The 25,047-nt window shown below is 24.3% G+C and carries 17 protein-coding genes and 4 tRNA genes; 7 read left to right on the top strand and 14 right to left on the bottom strand.

The window, feature by feature from the left end; translation table 11 throughout:
• Window positions 1-54 precede the first annotated feature (54 nt).
• Window positions 55-624 (top strand): elongation factor P, encoded by a 570-nt coding sequence (gene efp, locus BUCILAFE3058_RS00060; protein WP_172598714.1) that lies wholly within the window; start codon window positions 55-57, stop codon window positions 622-624.
• Window positions 625-655: 31 nt separating this feature from the next.
• On the opposite strand, the gene dnaC is transcribed toward efp, so the two are convergent.
• Window positions 656-1,408, bottom strand: a complete 753-nt coding sequence (dnaC, locus tag BUCILAFE3058_RS00065) for a DNA replication protein DnaC (RefSeq protein ID WP_154061369.1) — start codon at window positions 1,406-1,408, stop codon at window positions 656-658.
• Between the two features lie 263 nt (window positions 1,409-1,671).
• Window positions 1,672-2,247 carry a 16S rRNA (guanine(966)-N(2))-methyltransferase RsmD gene (rsmD, locus tag BUCILAFE3058_RS00070; RefSeq protein WP_154061370.1) on the bottom strand — a complete coding sequence of 192 codons (576 nt, stop codon included), beginning with the start codon at window positions 2,245-2,247 and terminating at the stop codon, window positions 1,672-1,674.
• 302 nt (window positions 2,248-2,549) lie between these two features.
• On the opposite strand from rsmD, the gene ftsY reads away from it, so the two are divergent.
• From ftsY to metE, 3 genes are all read left to right on the top strand, one after another.
• On the top strand, window positions 2,550-3,368 hold the full coding sequence (gene ftsY / locus BUCILAFE3058_RS00075) for a signal recognition particle-docking protein FtsY (RefSeq protein ID WP_232036991.1): 819 nt from the start codon (window positions 2,550-2,552) through the stop codon (window positions 3,366-3,368).
• Between the two features lie 80 nt (window positions 3,369-3,448).
• Entirely contained in the window at window positions 3,449-4,315 is an 867-nt protein-coding gene (gene rpoH, locus BUCILAFE3058_RS00080; protein WP_172598727.1) for an RNA polymerase sigma factor RpoH, read from the top strand.
• Window positions 4,316-4,965: 650 nt separating this feature from the next.
• A complete protein-coding gene (gene metE / locus BUCILAFE3058_RS00085; RefSeq protein WP_154061373.1) occupies window positions 4,966-7,248 on the top strand; it encodes a 5-methyltetrahydropteroyltriglutamate--homocysteine S-methyltransferase in 2,283 nt (760 codons plus the stop codon).
• 243 nt (window positions 7,249-7,491) lie between these two features.
• Here the strand turns inward: metE and rpoC are convergent, their stop codons facing one another.
• From rpoC to BUCILAFE3058_RS00145, 12 genes are all read right to left on the bottom strand, one after another.
• Window positions 7,492-11,724, bottom strand: a complete 4,233-nt coding sequence (gene rpoC / locus BUCILAFE3058_RS00090; protein WP_154061374.1) for a DNA-directed RNA polymerase subunit beta' — start codon at window positions 11,722-11,724, stop codon at window positions 7,492-7,494.
• A 99-nt stretch (window positions 11,725-11,823) separates the two neighbouring features.
• Window positions 11,824-15,855 (bottom strand): DNA-directed RNA polymerase subunit beta, encoded by a 4,032-nt coding sequence (rpoB, locus tag BUCILAFE3058_RS00095; protein WP_154061375.1) that lies wholly within the window; start codon window positions 15,853-15,855, stop codon window positions 11,824-11,826.
• A 219-nt stretch (window positions 15,856-16,074) separates the two neighbouring features.
• Window positions 16,075-16,443, bottom strand: coding sequence for a 50S ribosomal protein L7/L12 (gene rplL, locus BUCILAFE3058_RS00100; protein ID WP_154061376.1), 369 nt, complete (start codon window positions 16,441-16,443; stop codon window positions 16,075-16,077).
• A gap of 45 nt (window positions 16,444-16,488) precedes the next feature.
• Window positions 16,489-16,980 carry a 50S ribosomal protein L10 gene (gene rplJ / locus BUCILAFE3058_RS00105; protein ID WP_154061377.1) on the bottom strand — a complete coding sequence of 164 codons (492 nt, stop codon included), beginning with the start codon at window positions 16,978-16,980 and terminating at the stop codon, window positions 16,489-16,491.
• A gap of 148 nt (window positions 16,981-17,128) precedes the next feature.
• Complete coding sequence (gene rplA / locus BUCILAFE3058_RS00110) at window positions 17,129-17,836, bottom strand: 50S ribosomal protein L1 (protein ID WP_154061378.1); 708 nt, start codon at window positions 17,834-17,836, stop codon at window positions 17,129-17,131.
• A gap of 2 nt (window positions 17,837-17,838) precedes the next feature.
• Window positions 17,839-18,270, bottom strand: coding sequence for a 50S ribosomal protein L11 (gene rplK / locus BUCILAFE3058_RS00115; protein ID WP_154061379.1), 432 nt, complete (start codon window positions 18,268-18,270; stop codon window positions 17,839-17,841).
• Window positions 18,271-18,335: 65 nt separating this feature from the next.
• Window positions 18,336-18,878: a transcription termination/antitermination protein NusG gene (gene nusG / locus BUCILAFE3058_RS00120; protein WP_154061380.1), complete on the bottom strand. Its 543-nt coding sequence runs from the start codon at window positions 18,876-18,878 to the stop codon at window positions 18,336-18,338.
• A gap of 4 nt (window positions 18,879-18,882) precedes the next feature.
• Window positions 18,883-19,239: a preprotein translocase subunit SecE gene (secE, locus tag BUCILAFE3058_RS00125; protein ID WP_172598715.1), complete on the bottom strand. Its 357-nt coding sequence runs from the start codon at window positions 19,237-19,239 to the stop codon at window positions 18,883-18,885.
• A gap of 307 nt (window positions 19,240-19,546) precedes the next feature.
• Window positions 19,547-19,620, bottom strand: a tRNA-Thr gene (locus tag BUCILAFE3058_RS00130).
• 48 nt (window positions 19,621-19,668) lie between these two features.
• A tRNA-Gly gene (locus BUCILAFE3058_RS00135) sits at window positions 19,669-19,740 on the bottom strand.
• Between the two features lie 4 nt (window positions 19,741-19,744).
• Window positions 19,745-19,826 (bottom strand) — tRNA-Tyr (locus BUCILAFE3058_RS00140).
• A gap of 4 nt (window positions 19,827-19,830) precedes the next feature.
• Window positions 19,831-19,903 (bottom strand) — tRNA-Thr (locus tag BUCILAFE3058_RS00145).
• A 469-nt stretch (window positions 19,904-20,372) separates the two neighbouring features.
• On the opposite strand from BUCILAFE3058_RS00145, the gene BUCILAFE3058_RS00150 reads away from it, so the two are divergent.
• The 3 genes from BUCILAFE3058_RS00150 to argH all read left to right on the top strand — a co-directional run bounded on the left by BUCILAFE3058_RS00150 (window position 20,373) and on the right by argH (window position 24,702).
• Window positions 20,373-21,254: a methylenetetrahydrofolate reductase gene (locus BUCILAFE3058_RS00150; RefSeq protein ID WP_154061382.1), complete on the top strand. Its 882-nt coding sequence runs from the start codon at window positions 20,373-20,375 to the stop codon at window positions 21,252-21,254.
• Window positions 21,255-22,064: 810 nt separating this feature from the next.
• Window positions 22,065-23,279: an argininosuccinate synthase gene (locus BUCILAFE3058_RS00155; RefSeq protein ID WP_154061383.1), complete on the top strand. Its 1,215-nt coding sequence runs from the start codon at window positions 22,065-22,067 to the stop codon at window positions 23,277-23,279.
• A 37-nt stretch (window positions 23,280-23,316) separates the two neighbouring features.
• Window positions 23,317-24,702: an argininosuccinate lyase gene (argH, locus tag BUCILAFE3058_RS00160; RefSeq protein ID WP_154061384.1), complete on the top strand. Its 1,386-nt coding sequence runs from the start codon at window positions 23,317-23,319 to the stop codon at window positions 24,700-24,702.
• Window positions 24,703-25,047 lie beyond the last annotated feature (345 nt).

The following is a 25,047-nucleotide window of genomic DNA, read 5'->3' on the forward strand; positions in this document are numbered from 1 at the left end:
GAACAATAACTATGTGAGAACAAGGGGTTATATTTATTTTTTGAGGTATATATTATGACAGCTTATAGTGGTAACTCTTTAAAATCAGGAGTAAAAATTTTAATAAATAATGATCCATGTGAAATTCAATATAGTGAATTTATTAAACCTGGAAAAGGACAAGCTTTTGTTAGAATTAAATTTAAACAACTTTTAACAGGTAAGTTATTAAGCAAAACTGTTAAAGCTACTGATATTTTTTATTCAACAGATGTTATAGAAATTAATGTTGTATATTTATACACTAATAAATCTATTTGGGTATTTATGAATAACGAAAGTTTTGAACATATTTATGTATCGCGTAAATTTTTGTTTGGTTCTGAAAAATGGTTAACAAATTTATCTAAATGTAAAATTACTTTATGGAATAATTCACCTATTGCTGTTTATATAGATAATTTTGTAAATTTAAAAGTACAAGATACAGATATTGTAGTGAAAGGAGATACGGTTAGTTCATCTAATAAATTAGTTACTGTAGAAACTGGAACTATTATACGTGTACCTTTATTTATTAAAAAAGGAGATTCTATAAAGATAGATACACGTAATGGAAAATATATTTCTCGTGTAACTAACTAATTAAATTTAATATAAAAATACTTTTTTATATTTATTTATTTCCATATATATTTTTGCGATAGCTTTCCCATTCAAATGTTAGCCATAAACTATTACCTAAACACATTCGATCAACTACTCTTTCTCCTAATAAATTTTTTAGTTGTTTATGGTTTAAATTAGATAACATTCCGGTAGATTTTTTTGATGAAGATCGTCTATCTATAATTTGATTGATAATCATTTTTTCGTATCGAGACTCTATTTGCATACCAATTTCATCAATTATAAGTAAATCTACTGTACTTAAATTTTGTAATAATTTTTCTTCTGTAATTTTCGTTAAAGATCGGTTAAATGTACTTTTTATAGTAGACATTAAATCTGCTACTGTAATTATTAATATGTTATATCCATGTAAAATTAAATAATTTCCAATAGCTGAAGCTAAGTGATTTTTTCCTGTTCCTGGTCGTCCTGAAAATATAAAACTAGCAATATTATTTTTAAAATTTTCTGCATATTTACGAGCTGCATAAAGGACTTTTCTATGTCCTTCATGATTAATATAATAATTATTAAAAGAACAATTGATATACAATTCTTTTATTCCTGATCGACCTAATAACTGTTTTATTTTCATGGCTTTATTTTTACGTATAATAGATTCAGAATATTTTTTTCCTTGTTCTTGATTCCATAAAAGTAGTTCTTTGTCGTTATAAAATTTAGGTTGAATATATGTAGGCATTATTTTTTTTAATTTTGCTAAAAAATTATTTATTTTATATTTTTTTTTTCTCATAATTATTTTTATTTGTAAAATATTTATAAAAATTATATTAAAAATTTTTTATATATTTTTGTGTATAGATGTTTAAAGATATATATCTTTAATTAATGATATAAAATAAAAATATATACGTATATTGCAATCGTTTGTAGTTTGTGTACAATAGATTTATTATAATTTATTTTATAAATAAATTTATTTTATTTTTATGAATTTATATATGCGTATATAACAATTTTTTATAAATATGGTTTTATATATATATTAATAATATTTTATATTATTTTTGACTTGTAAAATAATGAAAGTGATACTATACCAATATTTTTTTTTTTGATTAATTTCCAATTATCAGGTATATATATATTGTTATCAATATGTTCAATATATATAATTGAATTATTATGAGTCCAGTTATATTTTTCTAAATATTTAATAGATAAATTTAGTAATAATTTATTATTAAACGGTGGATCTAAATAGATAATATCAAACGGTTTACCGGTTTTTTTTAACCATTTTATTGTATTAACGTTAAATACAGATATATTTTTAATTAAAAAAAATTTTATTGTTTTTTTTAATTTTTTGACTAAAACATAATTTTTTTCTAATGCTATCACTAATTTTGCTAATCGCGATATTGATTCTATACTTAAATTTCCGCTACCCGAAAAACAATCTAAACATAGAGAATTTTTTATATGGTTTTGTAACCAATTAAATAATACTTGTTTAACGCAGTTTCTAGTAGGTCGTATATTTATTTTATTTACTGAGTGTAATACTCGACTTCTTAAAAATCCGCCAGTAATACGAATTTTTTTTTGTTTATTTTTTTTGATTTTCATATTTATAAATTTATTATAGAATTTTAGTATATAGAATATTATAAAATATATTATAGTAAAAATTTGAGGTTTTATATGTTTAATAAAAAAAAAATTTTTTTTCTGCATTAAATATTTTTTCTAAAGATAAAAAAAAAACTAATAATAGTAAAGATGATAATAAAAATATTTTAGTTCAACATACAAAACGTTTCTCTAAAAAACCGGTTTTTTCTTTTTTAAATAGTTATGTACATGTTGCAAAAAATTTTTTTATTAATAAAATTAATAGCATTTTTTCTAAGAAAACAATTGATAAACATATTTTTAAAGAATTAAAAAATTTATTATTATTATCTGATTTTGGAGTTGTTGCTACTGAAAAAATTTTATGTATATTTAAAAAAAATCTTAATAAAAAAAATATTTCAGATACCAAGATAGCTATTGTATATTTTAAAACTTTATTATTAAAAATGTTAACAAATTCACAAAAATTTGAATATTGTGATTTTAAAAAAATTCCTTTTGTTATTCTAATTGTTGGTGTAAATGGTGTAGGTAAAACTACTACTGCTACAAAATTAGCATATTTTTATAAACAACTTGGTCATTCTGTGCTTTTGGCTGCAGGAGATACATTTCGATCTGCGGCTATTGATCAATTAGTAGAATTAGGGTTAATGTATAATATTCCAGTATTTTCTAAACCAATAGGATCGGATTCTGCTTCAGTAATATTTGATGCTGTTAATTTAGCGATGCAGCAAAAAAAAAATATTTTAATTATTGATACAGCAGGTCGCTTACATAATAAAGATCATTTGATTCAAGAATTACAAAAAATTAATCGAGTGATTAAAAAATGTTTACCAACAGCGCCTCAAGAAATTTTTTTAGTACTAGATGCTGGAATTGGTCAAAATTCTATACAACAAGCTAGAATTTTTTCTTCTTGTATTAAAATTACCGGATCTATTGTAACTAAATTAGATGGAACAGCTAAAGGAGGTATAATTTTTTCTATTGTTAATGAATTAATGATTCCTGTTCGTTATATCGGTGTAGGAGAAAAAATAACAGATTTTAAATTATTTGATCAAAAAAAATTTATTGATAGTTTTTTTGATATTGGTTTATAGAATATGATTATTAATCTATTAACCAGTAAGTTTATAAGAATGAATAGTACATATTTTAACTTTAGGATAAAATGAAAAAAATAAAAAATCAAATTAATTCAGTTAGTTTTTTTAATATTGGTAGTTTGGATGCATATATTCGTATGGCAAATTCTTTTTCTATTTTATCATCAAAAAAAGAAAAATTTCTTGCAAAAAAAATATATTTTTATAGTGATATAGAATCAGCAAAATTATTAATTTTATCTAATTTACGGTTTGTTATTCTTGTTGCTAAAAATTATTCCGGATATGGTTTACCACAAGCAGATTTAATTCAAGAAGGTAATATCGGATTAATGAAAGCAATTAGACGGTTTAATCCTAATATCAATGTTCGTTTAGTTTCTTTTGCAGTACATTGGATAAAGTCTGAAATTCATGAGTATGTTTTAAAAAATTGGCGTATAGTAAAAGTTGCAACAACTAAAGCACAACGAAAATTATTTTTTAATTTAAGAAAATCAAAAAAACGATTAGGTTGGTTTAATCGTCATGAAATAGATATTGTAGCACGTGAGTTAGGAGTGAGTCAGCAGGAAGTAACAGAAATGGAAGCACGTATGTCTGCTCAAGATATTACATTAGATATTACAGCATCAGATTCTGATTCTGATTATACTATCAGTAATATACGTTCATCCTTTTATTTAGAAGATAAAAAATCAAATTTTGCAGTAAAAGTAGAACGAGATGATTGGGCGTTACATGCTACTAATAAATTAAGTAATGCCTTATTAGTATTAGATGAAAGAAGTCAGCAAATTATTAAAAGACGTTGGTTAGATCAAGATAATTCTAAAATTACTTTACAGGCAATTGCTCGAGATTATGGTATTTCAGCAGAACGAGTAAGACAATTAGAGAAAAATGCTATGAAAAAATTAAAAATAGCCATTGAAACATAATAATTTTATATATATTTTTAATTTTTTAATATTTGATTCATTTATTTTTATTTTTAATACTATTAAGTTATTTCATAATATGAATTATTTTTTTTAGGTTAAAAATTATTAATATTATTTTAAATATATTTATATTTTTTAAAAAATATAATTAGATTAAATAATTATATTTAGTTACATTGATATGTAATTTATAAATATTGTTGTGTATATTTGAATTAATTTAAAATAATAAATATTATATTAATTTATATGAATAATTTTTATTTATACATTTTTATTTTTATTATAAATTTTTATAAATTTATTTATTATAGAATTTAACAAACATTTTATATTTTACATAGAAATTAATAATTGTATTGATAATTTATCATTTAATTTTAGATATATTAGTAATTCATTGTTTATAATAATAAATATTATTATAATTATTTTTTTATATGTAAATATATAACATATATTTTTATATATAATTATATTAATTTTTCTGATATATTAAATATATTTATTTTAATTAAGTGATATATATAATTTAATTTATTAACTGATTTGACAAATGATAGTAATTATTTTAATGATTATTATTATCAATTTTTTTAATTTTTATAATATTATTTTCATATAAAATATAATAGGAAAATTTATATATGGCTATAAAAAATCATATACTAGGATTTCCTAGAATTGGTTTGCATCGTGAATTAAAATTCGCCTTAGAAAATTATTGGTCAAAAAAAATTACATTGAATGAATTATTAACTATTGGTAAAGAAATTAGATATAGTAATTGGAAATGTCAATCTGATAGTGGTTTAGATTATGTAACGGTAGGTGATTTTGCATGGTATGATCATGTTTTAAATATCAGTATGATGATTAATAATATCCCAAAAAGACATCAGATTAATGAACAAAAAATAAATTTAGATACCTTATTTAGAGTTGCTCGAGGATCTAATTTAATTGATAAAAATTGTTCGGCATCTGAAATGACAAAATGGTTTAATACTAATTATCATTATATTGTACCGGAATTTACATATGATCAAAAATTTTGTTTTTCTTGGAAACAAATTATAGAAGAAACTGATGAAGCGTTATCACTAGGTTATAGTGTAAAACCTGTTTTATTAGGTCCTCTTACTTATATTTGGTTAGGAAAAGTTAAAGGAATTAGTTTTAATAAATTAGATCTTATAGAAAAAATAATACCTATTTATCAAGAGGTTTTAGCAGAATTATCTAAAAGAAAAATTAAATGGATTCAAATTGATGAACCTATTTTAGTTTTAGACATTTCAAAAGAATGGAAAAAAGCATTTATTCGAACATATAAACAGATATATACTAATAAAATAAAAATTTTATTATCTACATATTTTGGTGATGTACATCATAATTTAGATTTAATTAATATATTACCGATTGATGGTTTACATATCGATTTGATTGCTGGAAAATATGATTTATTAAAATTACATAATTATTTTAATAAAAAATTTTTATTATCTTTAGGTATTATTAACGGTCGTAATATTTGGAAATCTGATCTATTAAAATGGTTTACTCAATTAAAATCTTTTATGAAGTTTAGAAATGTTTTTTGGATCAGTACATCTTGTTCTTTATTACATGTTCCGTTAGATCTATCATTAGAAGATAATTTAACAGATTTTGTTAAATCTTGGTTTTCATTTGGTATACAAAAATGTTTAGAATTATCTATATTATCTCGTGTTTTAAATGATAAATTAGATATAGAAGAAATATATCGTTGGATTAAACCAATTAATGCATATAAATCATCTAATATTGTTAATAATGTTGTTGTACAAAATCGTGTATTACAAATTTCTCCTGATCAAATGAAAAGAAAAAATGATTTTCTTATTCGTTCTAAAATTCAAAAATTAAGTTTAAATTTACCTATATTACCTACAACGACTATTGGTTCTTTTCCGCAGACATCAGATATTAGAAAATTACGTTTGGATTATAAAAGTAAAAAAATTAGTCAATTAGACTATGAAAATTCTATAAAAAAACATATTAAAAATAATATTATTCAGCAAGAAAAATTAGAGTTAGATGTTTTAGTTCATGGAGAACCAGAACGAAATGATATGGTAGAATATTTTAGTGAATATTTAGAAGGTTTTGTTTTTACACAATATGGATGGGTTCAAAGTTATGGTTCACGTTGTGTTAAACCGCCGATTATTGTAGGTGATATTAGTCGAATTACTCCAATTACAGTGATGTGGTCTAAATTTGCTCAAACATTAACTAAAAAACCAATTAAAGCAATGTTAACGGGTCCGGTAACAATTTTATGTTGGTCATTTCCCCGTGAAGATATTTCTAAAGAAAATATTGCTAATCAAATCGCTTTGGCTTTAAGAGATGAAGTTTTAGATTTAGAAAATGCTGGTATTAACATTATTCAAATTGATGAACCTGCTTTAAGAGAAGGATTACCATTAAGAAAAAATTATTGGAATAATTATTTATCTTGGGCTGTTAAATCTTTTCAATTATGTTCTTCAGGTGTCAAGGATAGTACACAAATTCATACTCATATGTGTTATTGTGAGTTCAATGATATTATGTCAGCTATAGTAGATTTAGATGTTGATGTTATTACTATCGAAACATCTCGTTCTGATATGGAATTATTAGAATTTTTTAAAAATTTCAAATATCCAAATGGTATTGGACCAGGAGTATATGATATTCATTCTCCAAATATTCCAACAATTGATTGGATTGAACAATTATTAATTAAAGCAATAAAATATATTCCAATACAGCAGTTATGGGTAAATCCTGATTGTGGTTTAAAAACGCGTACTTGGATGGAAACATCATTAGCGTTACAAAATATGATACAAGCAACTATTAATATTAGAAAAAAATTTTTGAAAAAATAAATATAAATTTATATTCCACTTCATGCAATCTAGTTTTTTTTTTTGATTGTATTTAGTGGTAGTAATCTTTTTATTTTATTTTAAATATTGATTTTTATGTACTATAGATTATATATAAAAATATATAATTAATTATTTTTATTAATTACAATTTAATATTGTATTTTGTTATTTTAATGAATTATATTTTTATATATATTTATATGTATCGAGCTGTTGATAAAATCAGCTCGAAGTATATTTTTATATATTGTTATTAATGTTTTCAGTAGAATTTAATAATTCAGATAAATTTGCTACTGCTTCTTCTACACTAATTGATTTTTTATTATTTTTTTTATTTGATAGATTTTTTGTTTTATTTTTTAATCGTTGTCTATGATATTGATATCCTGTCCCGGCTGGAATTAATCTACCAACAATAACGTTTTCTTTTAATCCGCGTAATTTATCTTTTTTTCCTGCCACGGCAGATTCTGTCAATACACGGGTAGTTTCTTGAAATGATGCAGCTGAGATAAATGATTCTGTAGCTAATGAAGCTTTAGTAATACCTAATAAATTTCGAGAAAATTTTATTATTTTTTTTTTATTTTTTTTTAATTTTTTGTTTTCTAGCATAATACGTGAATATTCTATTTGTTCTCCTTGTAAAAAATTTGAATCTCCGGAACTTGTTATTGTTGCTTTTCTCAACATTTGTCTAATAATAACTTCAATATGTTTATTATTAATTTTTACGCCTTGTAATCGATAAACTTCTTGAACTTCATTTATGATATAGTTTGTAACAGATTGTACGCCTCTTAATCTTAATATATCATGTGGAGATTCAGGACCGTCGGAAATAATATCTCCTTTTTCTACTCTTTCTCCTTCAAACACATTAAGTTGTCTCCATTTTGGGATCATTTCTTCATAAATATCATTTCCATTGGATGGAGTGAGAATCAATCTTCTTTTTCCTTTAGTTTCTTTACCAAATGAAATAATTCCATTAATTTCTGCTAAAATAGCTAATTCTTTAGGTTTTCTTGCCTCAAATAAATCCGCGACTCTCGGTAAACCACCAGTAATATCTTTAGTTCCGACCGATTCTTGAGGTACACGAGCTAATGTGTCTCCTGAAGATATTTTCATTCCGTTGTCTAATTGTACAATAGATTTATAAGGTAAGAAATATTGAGCAGGCATTTCAGTTCCAGGTATAAATACGTCTGAACCGTTTTTATTAATAATTTTTAAAGAAGGTTTTAGATCTTTTCCTTGTATATTTCTTTCAGATGTATCAAGAATTATTATAGAAGATAAACCTGTTAATTCATCAGTTTGTTTAGTAATACTTTGTCCATCAATCATATCGATAAATTGAATGTATCCGCTTACTTCTGTAATTACTGGAATGGTATGGGGATCCCATCGAGCAATTATTTCACCTGCATTAATTTTTTCTCCTTCTCCTTTTGTTAATATAGATCCATATGGTATTTTATAACTTTCTTGTGTTTTTCCAGATTTATCTAACATTTTTAATTCAACGTTTCTAGATATGATAACAATTTTTCCGTTAGAATTAATAACAGATTTTGCTTGATTTAAATGAATTCGTCCATTTTTTCGAATTTGAATGCTAGATTCAGATGCTACTTTAGAAGCAGCGCCTCCAATATGAAATGTACGCATTGTTAATTGTGTGCCGGGTTCGCCAATAGATTGAGCCGCAATAACACCTATTGCTTCACCTTTATTAACTAAAGTTCCGCGAGCTAAATCACGTCCATAGCAATATGCACATACTCCGAATGTTGTTTCACAATGTACTACAGATCTTACTTTTATTGTATCAATAGAATTATTTTCTAAAATACTACACCATTTTTCATTTAATAAAGTATTTTTAGGTATCATTATTTTCAAAGAATCTATAAAAAATATATTTTCAGTAGTTATGCGGCCTAGCACTCTCTCTCTTAAAGATTCTTTAATATCTCCTCCTTCAATTAAAGCGCTCATTAAAATACCTTTATGAGTTTTACAGTCTGTTTCAGTAATTACTAAATCTTGAGCTACATCTACTAATCGTCTAGTTAGATAACCGGAATTGGCTGTTTTTAATGCGGTATCAGCTAATCCTTTTCTAGCACCATGTGTAGAAATAAAATATTGTAGTACATTCAATCCTTCTCGAAAATTTGCTGTTATTGGTGTTTCTATAATGGAACCATCTGGTTTAGCCATTAATCCACGCATTCCCGCTAGTTGTCTAATTTGTGCTGCAGAACCTCTTGCTCCAGAATCTGCCATAATAAAAATATTATTAAAAGATTTTTGAATTATTTTTTTTTTATTTTTATCATAAAAAATATCATATGATAAATTTTTCATCATAGCATCAGCAATATCGTCATTTGCTATCGCCCATATATCTATTACCTTATTATATCGTTCACTTGCAGTAACTAATCCTGTTTGAAATTGTTTATGTATTTTAGAAACTTCTTTTTCTGCTTTTATTATTATTTTTGTTTTTTCTTGTGGAATAATAATATCATTAATTCCTACAGATACGCCGGATTTTGCTGCATATGAAAATCCTACGTACATAATTTGATCAGCTAAATTTACAGTTTCTGTTAAACCTAGAGTTCTATAACAAGTATTTAGTATTTTAGAAATATCTGGTTTTTTTAAAGTTTTATTAACTATATTAAATGGTAATCCACGAGGCATTATGGTCCATAAAATAGCTCTACCAATAGTTGTTTTTATAATTTTTTTTTGTTTTTTAAAATTATCGTGATTATCTTTAATGTATTCAGATATACGGATTTTAACAATAGAATGTAGGTCAACTGCTCTGAGTGAATACATACGCTCAGCTTCTTTTGGAGACCGTAATAACATGTTGGCACCTTTTCCATGACGTTTTTTTCTTGTCATATAATATATGCCTAAAATTACGTCTTGAGATGGAACAATAATAGGTTCGCCATTAGCAGGAGATAGTATATTTTTAGTTGACATCATTAATGATCGAGCTTCTTTTTGAGCAGATTTTGTTAATGGAATATGAATTGCCATTTGGTCTCCATCAAAATCAGCATTATATGCTGCACATACTAATGGGTGTAATTGTATAGCTTTACCTTCAATTAAAATTGGTTCAAATGCTTGTATTCCTAATCGGTGTAATGTAGGTGCGCGATTTAATAAAATTGGATGTTTACGTATAATTTCAGCAAGTATATCCCAAACAATAGATTCTTCATTTTCTACCATTTTTTTTGCAGATTTAATAGTAGTAGCGAGATTTCTTTGTTCTAATTTACCATATATAAAAGGTTTAAATAATTCTAAAGCCATTTTTTTAGGTATACCACATTGATTTAAATGTAAGTATGGACCTACTGTAATCACTGATCGACCAGAATAATCTACTCGTTTACCTAATAAATTTTGTCTAAATCTACCTTGTTTTCCTTTAATCATATCAGCTAAAGATTTTAAAGGTCTTTTATTAGATCCGGTAATAGATCGTCCGCGTCTGCCATTATCTAATAATGCATCAATAGCTTCTTGTAACATTCTTTTTTCATTTTTAACAATTATATCGGGAGCTGAAAGTTCTAATAAACGTTTTAATCTATTATTTCGATTAATTACTCTTCTGTATAAGTCATTTAAATCTGAAGTTGCAAATCTTCCTCCATCTAATGGAACGAGTGGTCGAAGATCTGGAGGTAATATGGGAAGTACAGTTAAAATCATCCATTCTGGTTTATTTTTTGATATTAACAATGATTCTACAAGTTTAATTCTTTTTGTAATTTTTTTTTTCTTTGTTTCTGAGTTAGTATCAAGTATTTCATTTTTTAATCTTATACATATATTTTTTAAATCCATTTTTTTTAAAATTTGTTGTATAGCTTCTGCACCCATTTTTGCTTCAAAATCATCGCCAAATTCATCAATTGCTTGTATATATTGATCTTCTGTTAATATTTGATATTTCTCTAAGTTTGTCATTCCAGATTCTACTACAATATATGATTCAAAGTATAATACTCGTTCTATATCTCTTAAAGGAATATCTATTAATAAACCAATTCTTGATGGTAACGATTTTAAAAACCATATATGAGCTATAGGTGCTGCTAATTCAATATGACCCATTCTTTCTCTACGAACTTTACTTTGTGTAACTTCAACACCACATTTTTCACATATAACTCCTCTATGTTTTAAGCGTTTATATTTTCCGCATAAACATTCGTAATCTTTTATCGGTCCAAATATACGTGCGCAAAATAATCCATCACGTTCTGGTTTAAATGTTCGATAATTTATAGTTTCAGGTTTTTTTACTTCTCCAAAAGACCAAGATCGTATTATTTCAGGAGATGCTAATGAAATCTGAATAGAATCAAATTCTTCAATTTTAGTTTTTTTTTTAAAAAATCTTAATATATCTTTCATAAATTGTTTCTTATAAATGTATAGATAATTAGTAAAATAAGATGAAATAATAGGATTAATTTTGATAATTTAGTATTTTAAGTTTAAATATTTTATATTTTATTCATTATTTAAGTCAATATTAATACCTAAGGAACGTATTTCTTTTATTAATACATTAAATGATTCAGGCATACCTGGTTCCATTTTATATTTTCCACTGACTATATTTTTATACATTTTTGTTCTTCCAGTTACATCATCTGATTTTACTGTTAACATTTCTTGTAATGTATGTGATGCCCCATATGCTTCTAACGCCCATACTTCCATTTCTCCAAATCTTTGTCCGCCGAATTGTGCTTTTCCTCCTAATGGTTGTTGTGTAATTAAACTGTATGATCCAGTTGACCTTGCATGCATTTTATCATCGACTAAATGATTTAGTTTTAACATATACATATATCCTACTGTAACTTTTCTTTCAAACTTCTCTCCAGTTCGTCCGTCAAATAAAGTAATTTGTCCTGAAGTAGAAAAGTTGCCCATTCTTAATAATTCTTTGATTTCTTGTTCACTAGCTCCGTCAAATACCGGTGTAGCAATTGGCATACCATTTCGTAAGTTTTGTGCTAGTTGTAATATTTCTTCATCAGAAAAGTTATTTAAATTAATTTTTTGATGTATTTTATTTCCAAGATTATATGCTTTTTGTAAAAATTTACGAATTTTAAATATTTTTTTGTGATTTTTTAACATTTTATTAATAACATTTCCAATTCCTTTTGCAGCTAAACCTAAATGTGTTTCAAGAATTTGGCCTAGATTCATGCGTGATGGTACACCCAATGGATTTAATACTATGTCTATAGGTATTCCTTCATTATCATAAGGCATATCTTCAACAGGATTTATTTTAGACACTACACCTTTATTACCATGTCTTCCGGCCATTTTATCACCGGGTTGTATTTTTCTTTTTACTGCTAAATAAACTTTTACTATTTTTAAAATTCCTGGCGATAATTCATCACCTTGTTGTATTTTTTTATTTTTTTCTTTTATTTTTTTTGTAAATTTATCTTTTAATTTTAAATATTCTTTTTTTAAACTATTTATCGTAATATCTAATTTTTTAGAATATTGAATATTTTTTTTAAAATAATTGTCTAATGAAGTTATATTAAGATCGTATTCTGGTGTATTAGATTTTATTAATATTTTTTTTATTCTATAAATTAGATTATCTTCAAATATTTTTAATTCTTCTGTTAAATCTTTTTTAGATTTTTTTAACAACATTTCTTCTATTTCTAGAGTACGTAAATCTTTTTTTACTCCATCCCGAGTAAATATTTGTACGTCAATTATAGTTCCGTGCATACCATTTGGTACACGTAATGATGAATCTTTCACATCTGAAGCTTTTTCACCAAAAATAGCTCTCAATAATTTTTCTTCTGGAGTTAATTGAGTTTCACCTTTAGGAGTAACTTTTCCAACTAATACGTCTCCACTGGATACATCAGCGCCTACATAAATAATACCTGATGCATCTAGCTTTAATAATGCTGTTTCTCCTATATTTGGTATATCAGCAGTTATTTCTTCAATACCTAATTTTGTATCACGGCATATACAAGATAGTTCTTGAATATGGATTGTTGTAAATCTGTCATCTTTTACTACTTTTTCAGAAATAAGAATAGAATCTTCAAAATTATATCCGTTCCACGGCATAAAAGCTACGCGCATATTTTGTCCTAGAGCTAATTCTCCTAAGTCAGTAGAAGGACCATCTGCTAAAACATCGCCTTTTTTAATATAGTCATTAATATTGACGCAAGGTATTTGATTAATACAAGTATTTTGATTAGATCGAATATATTTTTTTAATTTATATATATCTATTCCAGATTGTCCTGAATTGATATTAGCTTTATTAACATTTACAATAATTTTAGAGGCGTCTACATATTGAATTATTCCGCTTCTTTTGGCAATAATAGTGACTCCTGAATCTATTGCTACTATTCTTTCCATGCCTGTCCCTACTAATGGTTTTTCTGATTTTATTGTAGGAACAGCTTGTCTTTGCATATTAGCGCCCATTAGTGCACGGTTAGCATCATTATGTTCAAGAAATGGAATTAATGATGCTCCAACTGAAACTATTTGTTGAGTTGATACATCCATATATTGTACTTCTTTGTTATGAAATAGACCAAATTCTCCATTATATCGGCAAGTAACAAAATTTTCTTTAAATTGTCCGTTTTTATTGATTTTCAAATTAGCTTGTGCAATAATATAATTACCTTCTTCGATAGCAGATAGATATTTAATATCTGATGTAATAGTTCCATTTAATATTTTTCTATATGGAGTTTCTAAAAATCCATATTGATTTGTCTTAGCATATATAGATAATGAATTAATTAAACCAATGTTTGGTCCTTCGGGTGTTTCTACAGGACATACTCTACCATAATGTGTAGGATGTACGTCTCTTACTTCAAAACCTGCTCTTTCTCTTGTTAATCCTCCTATTCCTAATGCAGAAATTCTGCGTTTATGTGTAATTTCTGATAATGGATTATTTTGATCCATAAATTGCGATAATTGACTAGACCCAAAAAATTCTTTGATTGCTGAAGAGATAGGTTTAGCATTGATAATGTCTTGAGGCATTAGTGTTTCTAAATCACTTAAAGATAATCTTTCTCGTACAGCTCGTTCAACACGAATTAAACCTATTCTAAATTGATTTTCTACCATTTCTCCAACTGATCGTACACGGCGATTACCTAAATGATCTATATCGTCTGTTTCACCTTTTCCATTACGGATATTAATTAATTTTTTTATTACATCTACTATATCTGTTGTATTTAATATTCCAGATCCGTTTATATTATTACGGTTTAATGATTTATTAAATTTCATTCTTCCGACAGGAGACAAATCATATTTTTCTTTGGAAAAAAAAAGACTATTAAATAAATTTTCAGTAGCTTCTTTTGTTGGTGGTTCTCCAGGTCTCATTATTTTATATATTTCAATTAATGCTGTATGTCGGTCTTTAGTAGGATCGATTTGTAGGGTATTTGAAATATAGGGTCCGTGATCAAGATTATTAGTAAACAATACGGATATTTCTTTATATTTAGATTTTTTTATTTTTTTAAAATCTTCTTTCATTAATTGAGTATTTGCAGTAATAATCGTTATTCCGGTATTTGGATCTATATAATTCTTACTAACTATTTTTCCATATATATATTCGTTTGGTACTTTAATAGATGTAATTTTATTTTTGATTAACATGTTTACGTGTTGGAGTGTGATTCTTTTTCCCTTTTTAATATATGTTTTTTTATTTTTTTTTATATCAAATGATATTATTTCTCCAAGTAATCGTTTTGGAATTAGATTCATAGTCAGAGTGTTTTTTTTAATACAAAAAATATTGTGTTGAAAAAATATTTTTAGAATTTTTTCAGTACTAAAATTTAAAGCATGTAATATTACTGTAATTGGTATTTTTCTTCGGCGATCTATACGTGCAAATAAGTAATCTTTAGAATCAAACTCAAAATCCAACCAAGAACCACGATATGGTATAATTCTTGCATTATATAATATTTTCCCTGATGAATGGGATTTTCCTTTATCACTATCAAAAAATACACCTGGACTTCTATGTAGTTGTGATACGACTACTCGTTCTGTACCATTAACGATAAATGTACCATTATTGGTCATTAGCGGTAATTCACCCATATATACTTCTTGTTCTTTAATATATTTTACTGCAGTATTTTTTGAATCTTTCTCATATACAATTAATTGTAATTTTACTCTCAAAGGTACAGAATAGGTAGTACCCCTTGTTTGAGATTCTTGTACGTTAAATGGTTTTTTTCCTAAAGTATAAGATACATATTGTAATTCAGCATGTTCGTTGTAACTTCGAATAGGAAAAATAGATTGAAAAGCAGATTCTAATCCTTGATATTTATGTTTGTTAGATTGGATGAATTTTTTAAATGAATCGATTTGAATAGATAAAAGATATGGGATATCTAAAATTTTTTTTTGTTTACCAAAATTTTTTCGGATACGTTTTTTTTCAGTATGAGAGTAAACCATTAGCTCCTCAATATATTTATAAATGATAATAAAAAGTTTTATGTAAATTATTTAAAATAATAAACTTTTATAAGAATAAAAATGAATTTAAATTGATATGTTTTACTTATGTATAATTTATTTTATAAAAATATATATAACAGTAAGAACTGGTGACTTAATAATCACCAGTCACTTTAGTACATTTATACATTTTTATATATATTTTTATATTTATTTTTATATAATTTCTGCTGTAGCACCAGCATCTATTAACATTTTATGTAAACTATCTGCATTTTCTTTTGTTATATTTTCTTTTATAATAGTAGGAGCAGATTCTACAAGATCTTTAGATTCCTTTAGTCCTAATCCAGTGGTACTGCGTATTATTTTAATAATAGAGACTTTGTTAGGCCCTATAGTCATTAATTTTACAGTAAAAGATACTTTTTCTTCTTTATTGGATTCAGTAGAAATTTTTTGATTATCCAAGGGAATGTTTGATGTGATATCAAATTTATTTTCTATCATTGAAACTAATTCCATAATTTCTTTTACTGACATTTCAGAAATAGCATGCAAGATTTCTTCTTTATTAATTAACATGATTATTATCCTTAAAATTCAAAATATACATAAAAATATTACAGTTTATATTGATTTGCGTATAATATGATTCAGTAATCTTATAAATTTTCCTAATGATATTTCTTTTAATAATAATATAAATTTTATTACAGCTTCTATGTGTGTTGGTAGTAATGCTAAATCAATTATTTCATTTTCTTTAAGTATTTTGTTTTCATAGATTGCTGTTTTTATTTTAAATTTTTTATTTTTTTTATTAAATTTTATAAATAATCTACTAGCGCTACCTGGATGTTTTAAAGAAAATGCTATTAATGTAGGTCCAGTTAATATATCAGTTAACTTATAAAAATTTGTATTAATTAAAGATTTTTTTAATAATGTATTTTTGATCACATAAATTTTTACGTAGGATTGTATCGATTTTTTACGTAATTGATTTATATTATTAACGGTTATTCCTGATGGATCTGCAGTTATTATAGATAATGATTTTTGCGCAATATCATTAATTTTTTTAATTATATCTTTTTTTTTATTGCGGTGTAATGCCATTTTTTTATCCTATTTTTAATGATGTTTATAAATAATTATAAACAATTGATATTATAAATTTCAGGATATAAGGCGTATATTTTTTACAAAATATTTATATATTATGGATTATTTTTTTTAAAAATTTTTTATAAATATATTAAATATATTAAGGATATACTATATTTTGTAAAGATAGATGATCAATAATAATACCCGGACTCATAGTGGTAGAGATACTGATTTTTTTGTAATAAATGCCTTTTAATTGATTTGGTTTAGATAGTGTAATTTGATTATATAGTGTTAAAAAATTTTCATATAATTGAATTTTAGAAAAATTTATTTTGCCAAAGTTACTATGTATAATACCATTTTTATCGTTTCGGTAATTTATTTTCCCTTTTCGGGCATCTTTTAATGATTTTTTTATATCAGTTGATATTGTTCCGAATTTTGGATTAGGCATAATACCTCTAGGTCCTAGAATAGGTCCTAATTTACCTACTAAATTCATAGTTTCTGGGGATGCAATAATTAAATCGAATTTTATAGTTTGTTTTTTGATAATTACAGCTAAATCTTCCATCCCCACAAAATCTGCTCCATATTTTTTTGCTATTTTTATATTTTTTCCAGTAGTAAATACTCCAATTTTTATTTTTTTTCCAGTTCCGTGAGGTAATAATATAGATCCACGAATATTTTGTTCGGATTTTTTAGAATTAATATTTAAAATAAATGTTGCGTCAACACTTTCTATAAAATTAGCTGGTTTCATACTTTGTAATATTTCTATAGCCGAATTAATAGTATATTTTTTTTTTATTTCTGTTTTTTTGAGATTAAATTGCATTTTTTTTGATATTTTTTTCATTTTTATTCCTTTATTACTTTAATTCCCATTGATTGAGCAGTACCTTCAATAGTTTTAGCTATTTTATCAATATTAGATCCCGTCATATCTATCATTTTTTGTTTTGCAATTTTATATATTTGATTTTTTGTAATTGTTCCAACAATTTCGTGTTTAGGTTTTTTAGATCCGCTTTTAATTTCTAAAGATTTTTTTAATAAAATTGAAGCAGGCGGTGTTTTAACAATAAAAGTAAAAGTTTTATCAGAATATACAGTAATAATAACCGGAGTAGGAATTCCTTTTTCTAACATTGAAGTTTGTGTGTTAAAATTTTTACAGAATTCCATTATATTTAATCCTTTTTGCCCTAATGCTGGACCTACAGGAGGACTAGGATTTGCCATGCCAGATGGAACTTGTAATTTTATATAAGATAAAATTTTTTTATTCATTATTATGCTCCTTATTAAGATATATTACTTTTATATTTATAAATATAAAAATTGAATGATATTTTTTAGTATTTTTCTACTTGATTAAAACTGAGCTCAACAGGGGTAGATCGTCCAAATATTGATACAGAAACTTTTAATCGATTTTTTTCATAATCAACGGTTTCAACAATTCCGTTAAAATCTGAAAAAGGACCATCTTTAACTCGAATATTTTCACCAGGCTCAAACATTTTTTTTGGTCGCGGTTTATCACCAATTTTTTTTAATTTTTGTAATATAATATTTATTTCATTAGTACTAATTGGTGTCGGTTTTTCAGAAGTACCGCCTACAAAACCTAATACTTTTGGTAAACTTTTAATTAGATGCCAACTATCATTATTCATAACCATTTCAATTAAAATATATCCTGGAAAAAATTTGTAATCGCTTTTTTTTCTTTTACCTTTTCGAATTTCAATTACTTCTTCTGAGGGGACTACGACTTGACCGAATATATCTTGCATTTTTTTTATTTTTTCATTATTAATTATTGAATGCGCTACTTTATTTTCAAAACCAGAAAAAGCTTGTAAAACATACCATTTTTTTTTATCTACGCACAATTTCTTATAACCTCGGTGTCAATATCCAGGACACTATACGAAGTATTAATCCATCAGATATCCATAAAAATATAGATGTTAGTATGATTAATAAAATGACTATCCCGGTTGTTTTTAATGTTTCTATATAATTAGGCCATGTGATTTTAGAAAATTCTAGTTTTATGTCTTGTATAAAAGTAATTATTTTTTTTCCGATATTTGTATAAATAAATACACTACATAATAGTACAAAAGAAATAATGAAAAATATTATTTTTATTATTTTTGAAAATTTATGAATAAAAAAAATATAGTTAAAAAATATTGATATAAAGATAACAGTTATACATAACCACTTTATTTTTTCAGTGTGATTCATATATATTCTATATATTTTATGAATATGCATAATTATAGCGCTCTTGTTAGATTAATATAGTAAATTTTCTAAAAATCATTTAATTATAATTATTTTTATTAATATAATTCTATTATTTTAATTTGTATATAATTAAGAATTAATTATATAATTATATGCATAATTCATGTATTAATAATAAAATATATTATGTCTTTGTAAGATAATTAATAAAAAAGCGCATATTTTTTTTTTTTTTTTTTTTTTTTTTTGAATATTTTAATAGAATAATAGAATAATAGAATAAATATTAATTAAATATTTTTTATGCTGATACCTAGATTTGAACTAGGGACCTCATCCATACCAAGGATGTGCTCTATCCGACTAAGCTATATCAGCGGTATTTTTATTTTACTAATGTAGATATTATTGATTTTTTATTTTAATAGCGGTCAGCGGGAATTGAACCCGCATCATCAGCTTGGAAGGCTGAGGTAATATCCATTATACGATGTCCGCTTTTTGGTGGGGGAAGGATTCGAACCTTCGAAGTCAATGACGTCAGATTTACAGTCTGCTCCCTTTAACCACTCGGGAACCCCACCTTTTTGCCGGCTACCGGAATTGAACTGGTGACCTACTGATTACAAGTCAGTTGCTCTACCTGCTGAGCTAAGCCGGCTATATTAATAGAAATATTATTAGAATTAAATTAATTTTAATAAAATTAAATATTTTTATATTTAATTATATCATATATTTTTAAAATATAAAACTATTTTAAATGGTTTTGTATTTTTATTTTTATTAAATTAATTTAATTAATATTTGATTTTTTTATAAGAATTATTTTTTAGTTTATAATATATATTATATTTTAGCTTTTTTTTATTTTTTAATAAATTTTATAATTATTAAAATAATGATATTTATTTTTTATAAATTTTGATTAAAAAATACATTTTAAAATATATAATTATAATTATATATAAATCTGTTACTTATAAATCTTAATAATAATCAATTAGAATAAACATATATATATTCCAAATATATATTTTATATATTTATATGTCATTTTTTTATATTAAAATAATGTTATTATATACTTAACATAACAATATTTTATTCATCATAATTAGGATATATATATGATAAATATGATTCAAGATCATAATGAAAAATATAATTATGAATCCTATCATTTGAAAAACAAAATAAAGATTTCTTTTGAAGTATTTCCTCCCAAAGATGTTTTTTTAGAAAAAAAATTATTTCACAATATCAAACTTTTAAATAAATGTCATCCTGATTTTTTTTCAGTAACAAATAGCATAAATTCCGAAAATCGTGATTCAACATTTTTTATTGTCAAAAAAATACATTCTTTAACGCGTAAAACTGTATTTGCACATTTTACTACAGTTGGATATGATGAATTAGATATACAAACTATTGCAACTAATTATTGGAAAAATGGAATTAAACACATACTTGCATTACGTGGTGATTTACCTGCTCAATATACTAAAAAAATAATATATGCAAATAATTTAATTAAATTATTAAAATCAATAAATGATTTTGAAATTTTAGTAGCTGCATATCCTGAATTACATCCTGAATCTAGTAATTTACAAGAAGATTTAAATAATTTAAAAAATAAGATTGATTTGGGTGTTAAAAAAGCTGTTACACAGTTTTTTTTTAATATAGATAAATTTTTAAAATTTCGTGATAATTGTACAGATATGGGTTTATCAGTATCTTTAATACCTGGAATATTACCGATTTTAAATATTAATCAATTAAAGAAATTTTCTAACATGACAAATGTTGATATTCCTCAATGGATTTTTAATGATTTTTATAAATATGAAGGTGATTTTGATAAATGTACTTCTTTGAGTGTTAGTATTGCTGTAAATTTGATTATTCGTTTATATAAAGAAGGTATTAAAAATTTTCATTTTTACACATTAAATCAATCATATTTAAGTTTAAAAATTTGTCATCAATTAGGTTTGATTTAGTCGAGTGGTAAATTATTATTAATAAAATTTTTTATTATTAAAAATAAAATTGTTTATTATGTAAATAAAAATTATTTTTATGAATTTTCATAATTTAATATATTTTTAAAAATTTATATTAACATGTATCTAACTAATATTTTTATTATAAATTATATTAACAATAAAGGTATTTTTATATATTTAATATAATTTAATTGAATTTTGTATTTTGATATTTAATTTTAATATAAAAATTTTTTATGTTATGTATTATTTAATATATTTTTATATTAATATAAATAATATATTATAAAGAATGTATAACATATGATTATTAAATTTTATTGATATGATAGATGAATTTAATAATAAATAAAAATTAAAAATTTTATTAATAAAAAAATAAATAGAATACTGATATATAACATTATTTATATTTTTAGATGGAAATATTATTTATTTTTTTGTTTCGTTATTTTTAAAACATGATATATTTTTAATATTAGTTTTGGTTCAATTATATATATTAATGAACCAATATATATAATTTAAGTATTTATTTGTATTGATAAATTTATTTGTATGTTAAATCGTTCAAAATAATATATGTATGTGATTTTATATAAAACTATATGGTTTAATTGTAATTTAACATGTTTGTTTTTAATGTAATTTATTGCATCATATTTTTATTAAAAATATATTTTTTAAATAAATTAATTAAAAATTAACTTGTTGGCATAATTTAAATAATTTATTAAACTTATTTTAAGGATAGTCAATAGGTATTAATATTATAGAATATAACAAAATAGGTCTATAGAATATATGAAAAATAATAATGCTAATGAAACAGTAGTTTTAGCATATTCCGGTGGATTAGATACTTCCGCTATTATACCTTGGATAAAGGACCATTATAAATTTAATGTAATTGCATTTGTTGCTGATATTGGTCAATCTCACAAAGATTTGTATAATATAAAGGAAAAAGCAATGATGTCAGGAGCATCTGACTGTTATGTTGCTGATTTAAAAGATGAGTTTGTGGCACAATATGTGTTTCCAATGTTAAAAATTGGTGCTATTTATGAAGGACAATATTTATTAGGAACAGCAATTGCTAGACCGTTAATAGCTAAAGCTCAAGTAGATTTCGCTAATAAAATTAATGCTATTGGGTTAAGTCACGGTGCTACGGGAAAAGGAAATGATCAAGTGCGTTTCGAGTTAGCATATGCGGCTCTTAATCCTTCATTGTTAGTTATAGCGCCTTGGAGGGAATGGGAATTTCAATCTAGAGAGGATTTATTAATATATTTACGTAAAAAAAATATTGAATCTAATGTAACTAAAAAAAAAATTTATAGTCGTGATGAAAATATATTTCATGTATCAACTGAAGGCGGTATTTTAGAAAATACTTGGAATGCTCCTGATAATACGTGTTGGGTGTGGACAAAGAACCGGCATGAAGCACCAAATAATCCAGAAAAAGTTCATTTAAAAATAAAACAAGGTTGTGTAACTGAAGTAAATCATGAATCATTAAATCCATATGAATGTTTAAAAAAATTGAATCATTTAGGCAGCGAACATTCTATTGGTCGAGTTGATATGGTCGAAAATCGTCTTATTGGTATTAAATCACGAGGTTGTTATGAAACTCCTGGTGGAACGATTATATATTATGCTTTAAGAAGTTTAGAACAATTAGTATTAGATCGCGATAGTATGTATTGGAAGAATAAAATTGCGTTGGATATGTCATCTATAATATATGATGGTAAGTGGTTTACACCGGTTAGAAAATCCCTTCAAAAATCTTCAGAAATGTTATCCAGTAGTATTTCTGGTGAAGTAGTAGTTGAGTTATATAAAGGATCAGTGAATATTCTACAAAAAAAATCAAAAAATACATTATACTCTGAAGAGTATGCTACGTTTAATAAAGATAATGTATATAGTCAAATAGATGCACAAGGTTTTATTCGTTTATTTTCATTGCCATCACGTATTCGTGCATTAAATACTAAAAAATAGTATGTGATATATTTATGGTGTATTTTGAGGTAGATATATGTCTCTTTGGGGTGGAAGATTTACTAAGGTATCTCATGTTAAATTTAAGAAATTTAATAATTCTTTAAATATAGATTATCGATTAATAAAAGATGATATTAAATCTTCTATAGCATGGTCAAAAATATTAACAGATATTAAAATATTAACAGATAAAGAACAAAAGTTAATAGAAAAAACATTAAATTGGATTTTAAATCAATATAGTAATGATATTAATGTTATATTAACATCAGATGCAGAAGATATACATAGTTGGATAGAAACTATGTTAATTAATAAAATTGGTGATTTAGGAAAAAAAATATATACTGGAAGAAGTCGTAATGAGCAAATTGCTACTAATTTAAAATTATGGTGTAAAAGAAAATCTAAAATTATTTTAGAAAAAATTATTAAATTACAGTGTATTTTTTTAAATCAAGCATATTTACAGCAAGATACTATTATTCCTGGTTATACGCATTTACAACAAGCACAGCCTATTACTTTTTCATATTGGTGTATAGCTTATATTGAAATGTTAGAAAGAGATCGATTACGAATTTTAGATTTAATGAAGTATTTAAATTTATCACCATTAGGGTCTGGTGCTATTGCTGGAACTTCGTGGAATATTGATAGAAAAAAATTAGCTTTATTAATGGGTTTCTCAGATTGCACAAATAATGCATTAGATAGTGTATCAGATCGAGATTTTATTGTTGATATATTATCTGCAGCATCTATTAGTATGATGCATTTATCTCGTTTTTCTGAAGATTTGATATTTTATAGTTCTGGTGAGGTAAATTTTATTGAATTATCTGATTCAATTACTTCAGGTTCTTCATTAATGCCACAAAAGAAAAATCCAGATATTTTAGAGTTAATTAGAGGAAAATGTAGTGGTGTATATGGATCTTTATGTTCTATTTTAATTTTATTAAAAGGTTTGCCATTATCTTATAATAAGGATTTTCAGGAAGATAAAAAATATTTATTTCAAGGTTTAGATGTTTGGGAAGAATGTTTAGATATAGTATACATTGTAATGAATAATATTCATTTAAATAAAAAACGTGCTAAAAAATTAGCTCAAGAAGGTTATAGTAATGCTACAGAATTAGCTGATTATTTAGTAAAAAAAGGAATTTCTTTTAGAGATGCTCATCATATTTCTGGGAATATTGTTGTAGAAGCTATTCGTCAGAATAAATATATTGAAGAATTAGATTTATTTATTTTTAAAAAATATTGTTCAATAATTGAAAAAGATGTATATCAATGTTTAACATTAGAATCATGTTTAGAAAAAAAAGATGTAATTGGTGGTGTTTCTAAAAGACAAGTTAAAAATTCATTAGATTTTATAAGAGAACGACTATCTCGTTTAAAGTCTTAAATTTTATTTTATAAAATATAATATTATATTATAAAAAATTTAATATATCACGCGATGGTTTATATCGCGTGATATATATAAAATATATTTTTAAAATCATATATTAGCAATATTTTTATATGAATATTTTTATTATTTTTTATATAAATAATTATTTTATATGATTTTTTTGGTTTATTGGAATTTATTAACAGTAAGGTATTAGTTTTAATGAATATGGATTTGTTTTTATATTTCATGTGTTTTTATAAATAAAATTATATTTATAAAATTGTAGATTATTTAATTTTTATTAATATATTAATTATTTTTAAAAATATTTTTATATATAAATTATATAGTTAT

The sequence above is a fragment of the Buchnera aphidicola (Cinara laricifoliae) genome, assembly GCF_900698945.1.
Classification (GTDB): Bacteria; Pseudomonadota; Gammaproteobacteria; order Enterobacterales; family Enterobacteriaceae; genus Buchnera_F; species Buchnera_F aphidicola_AC.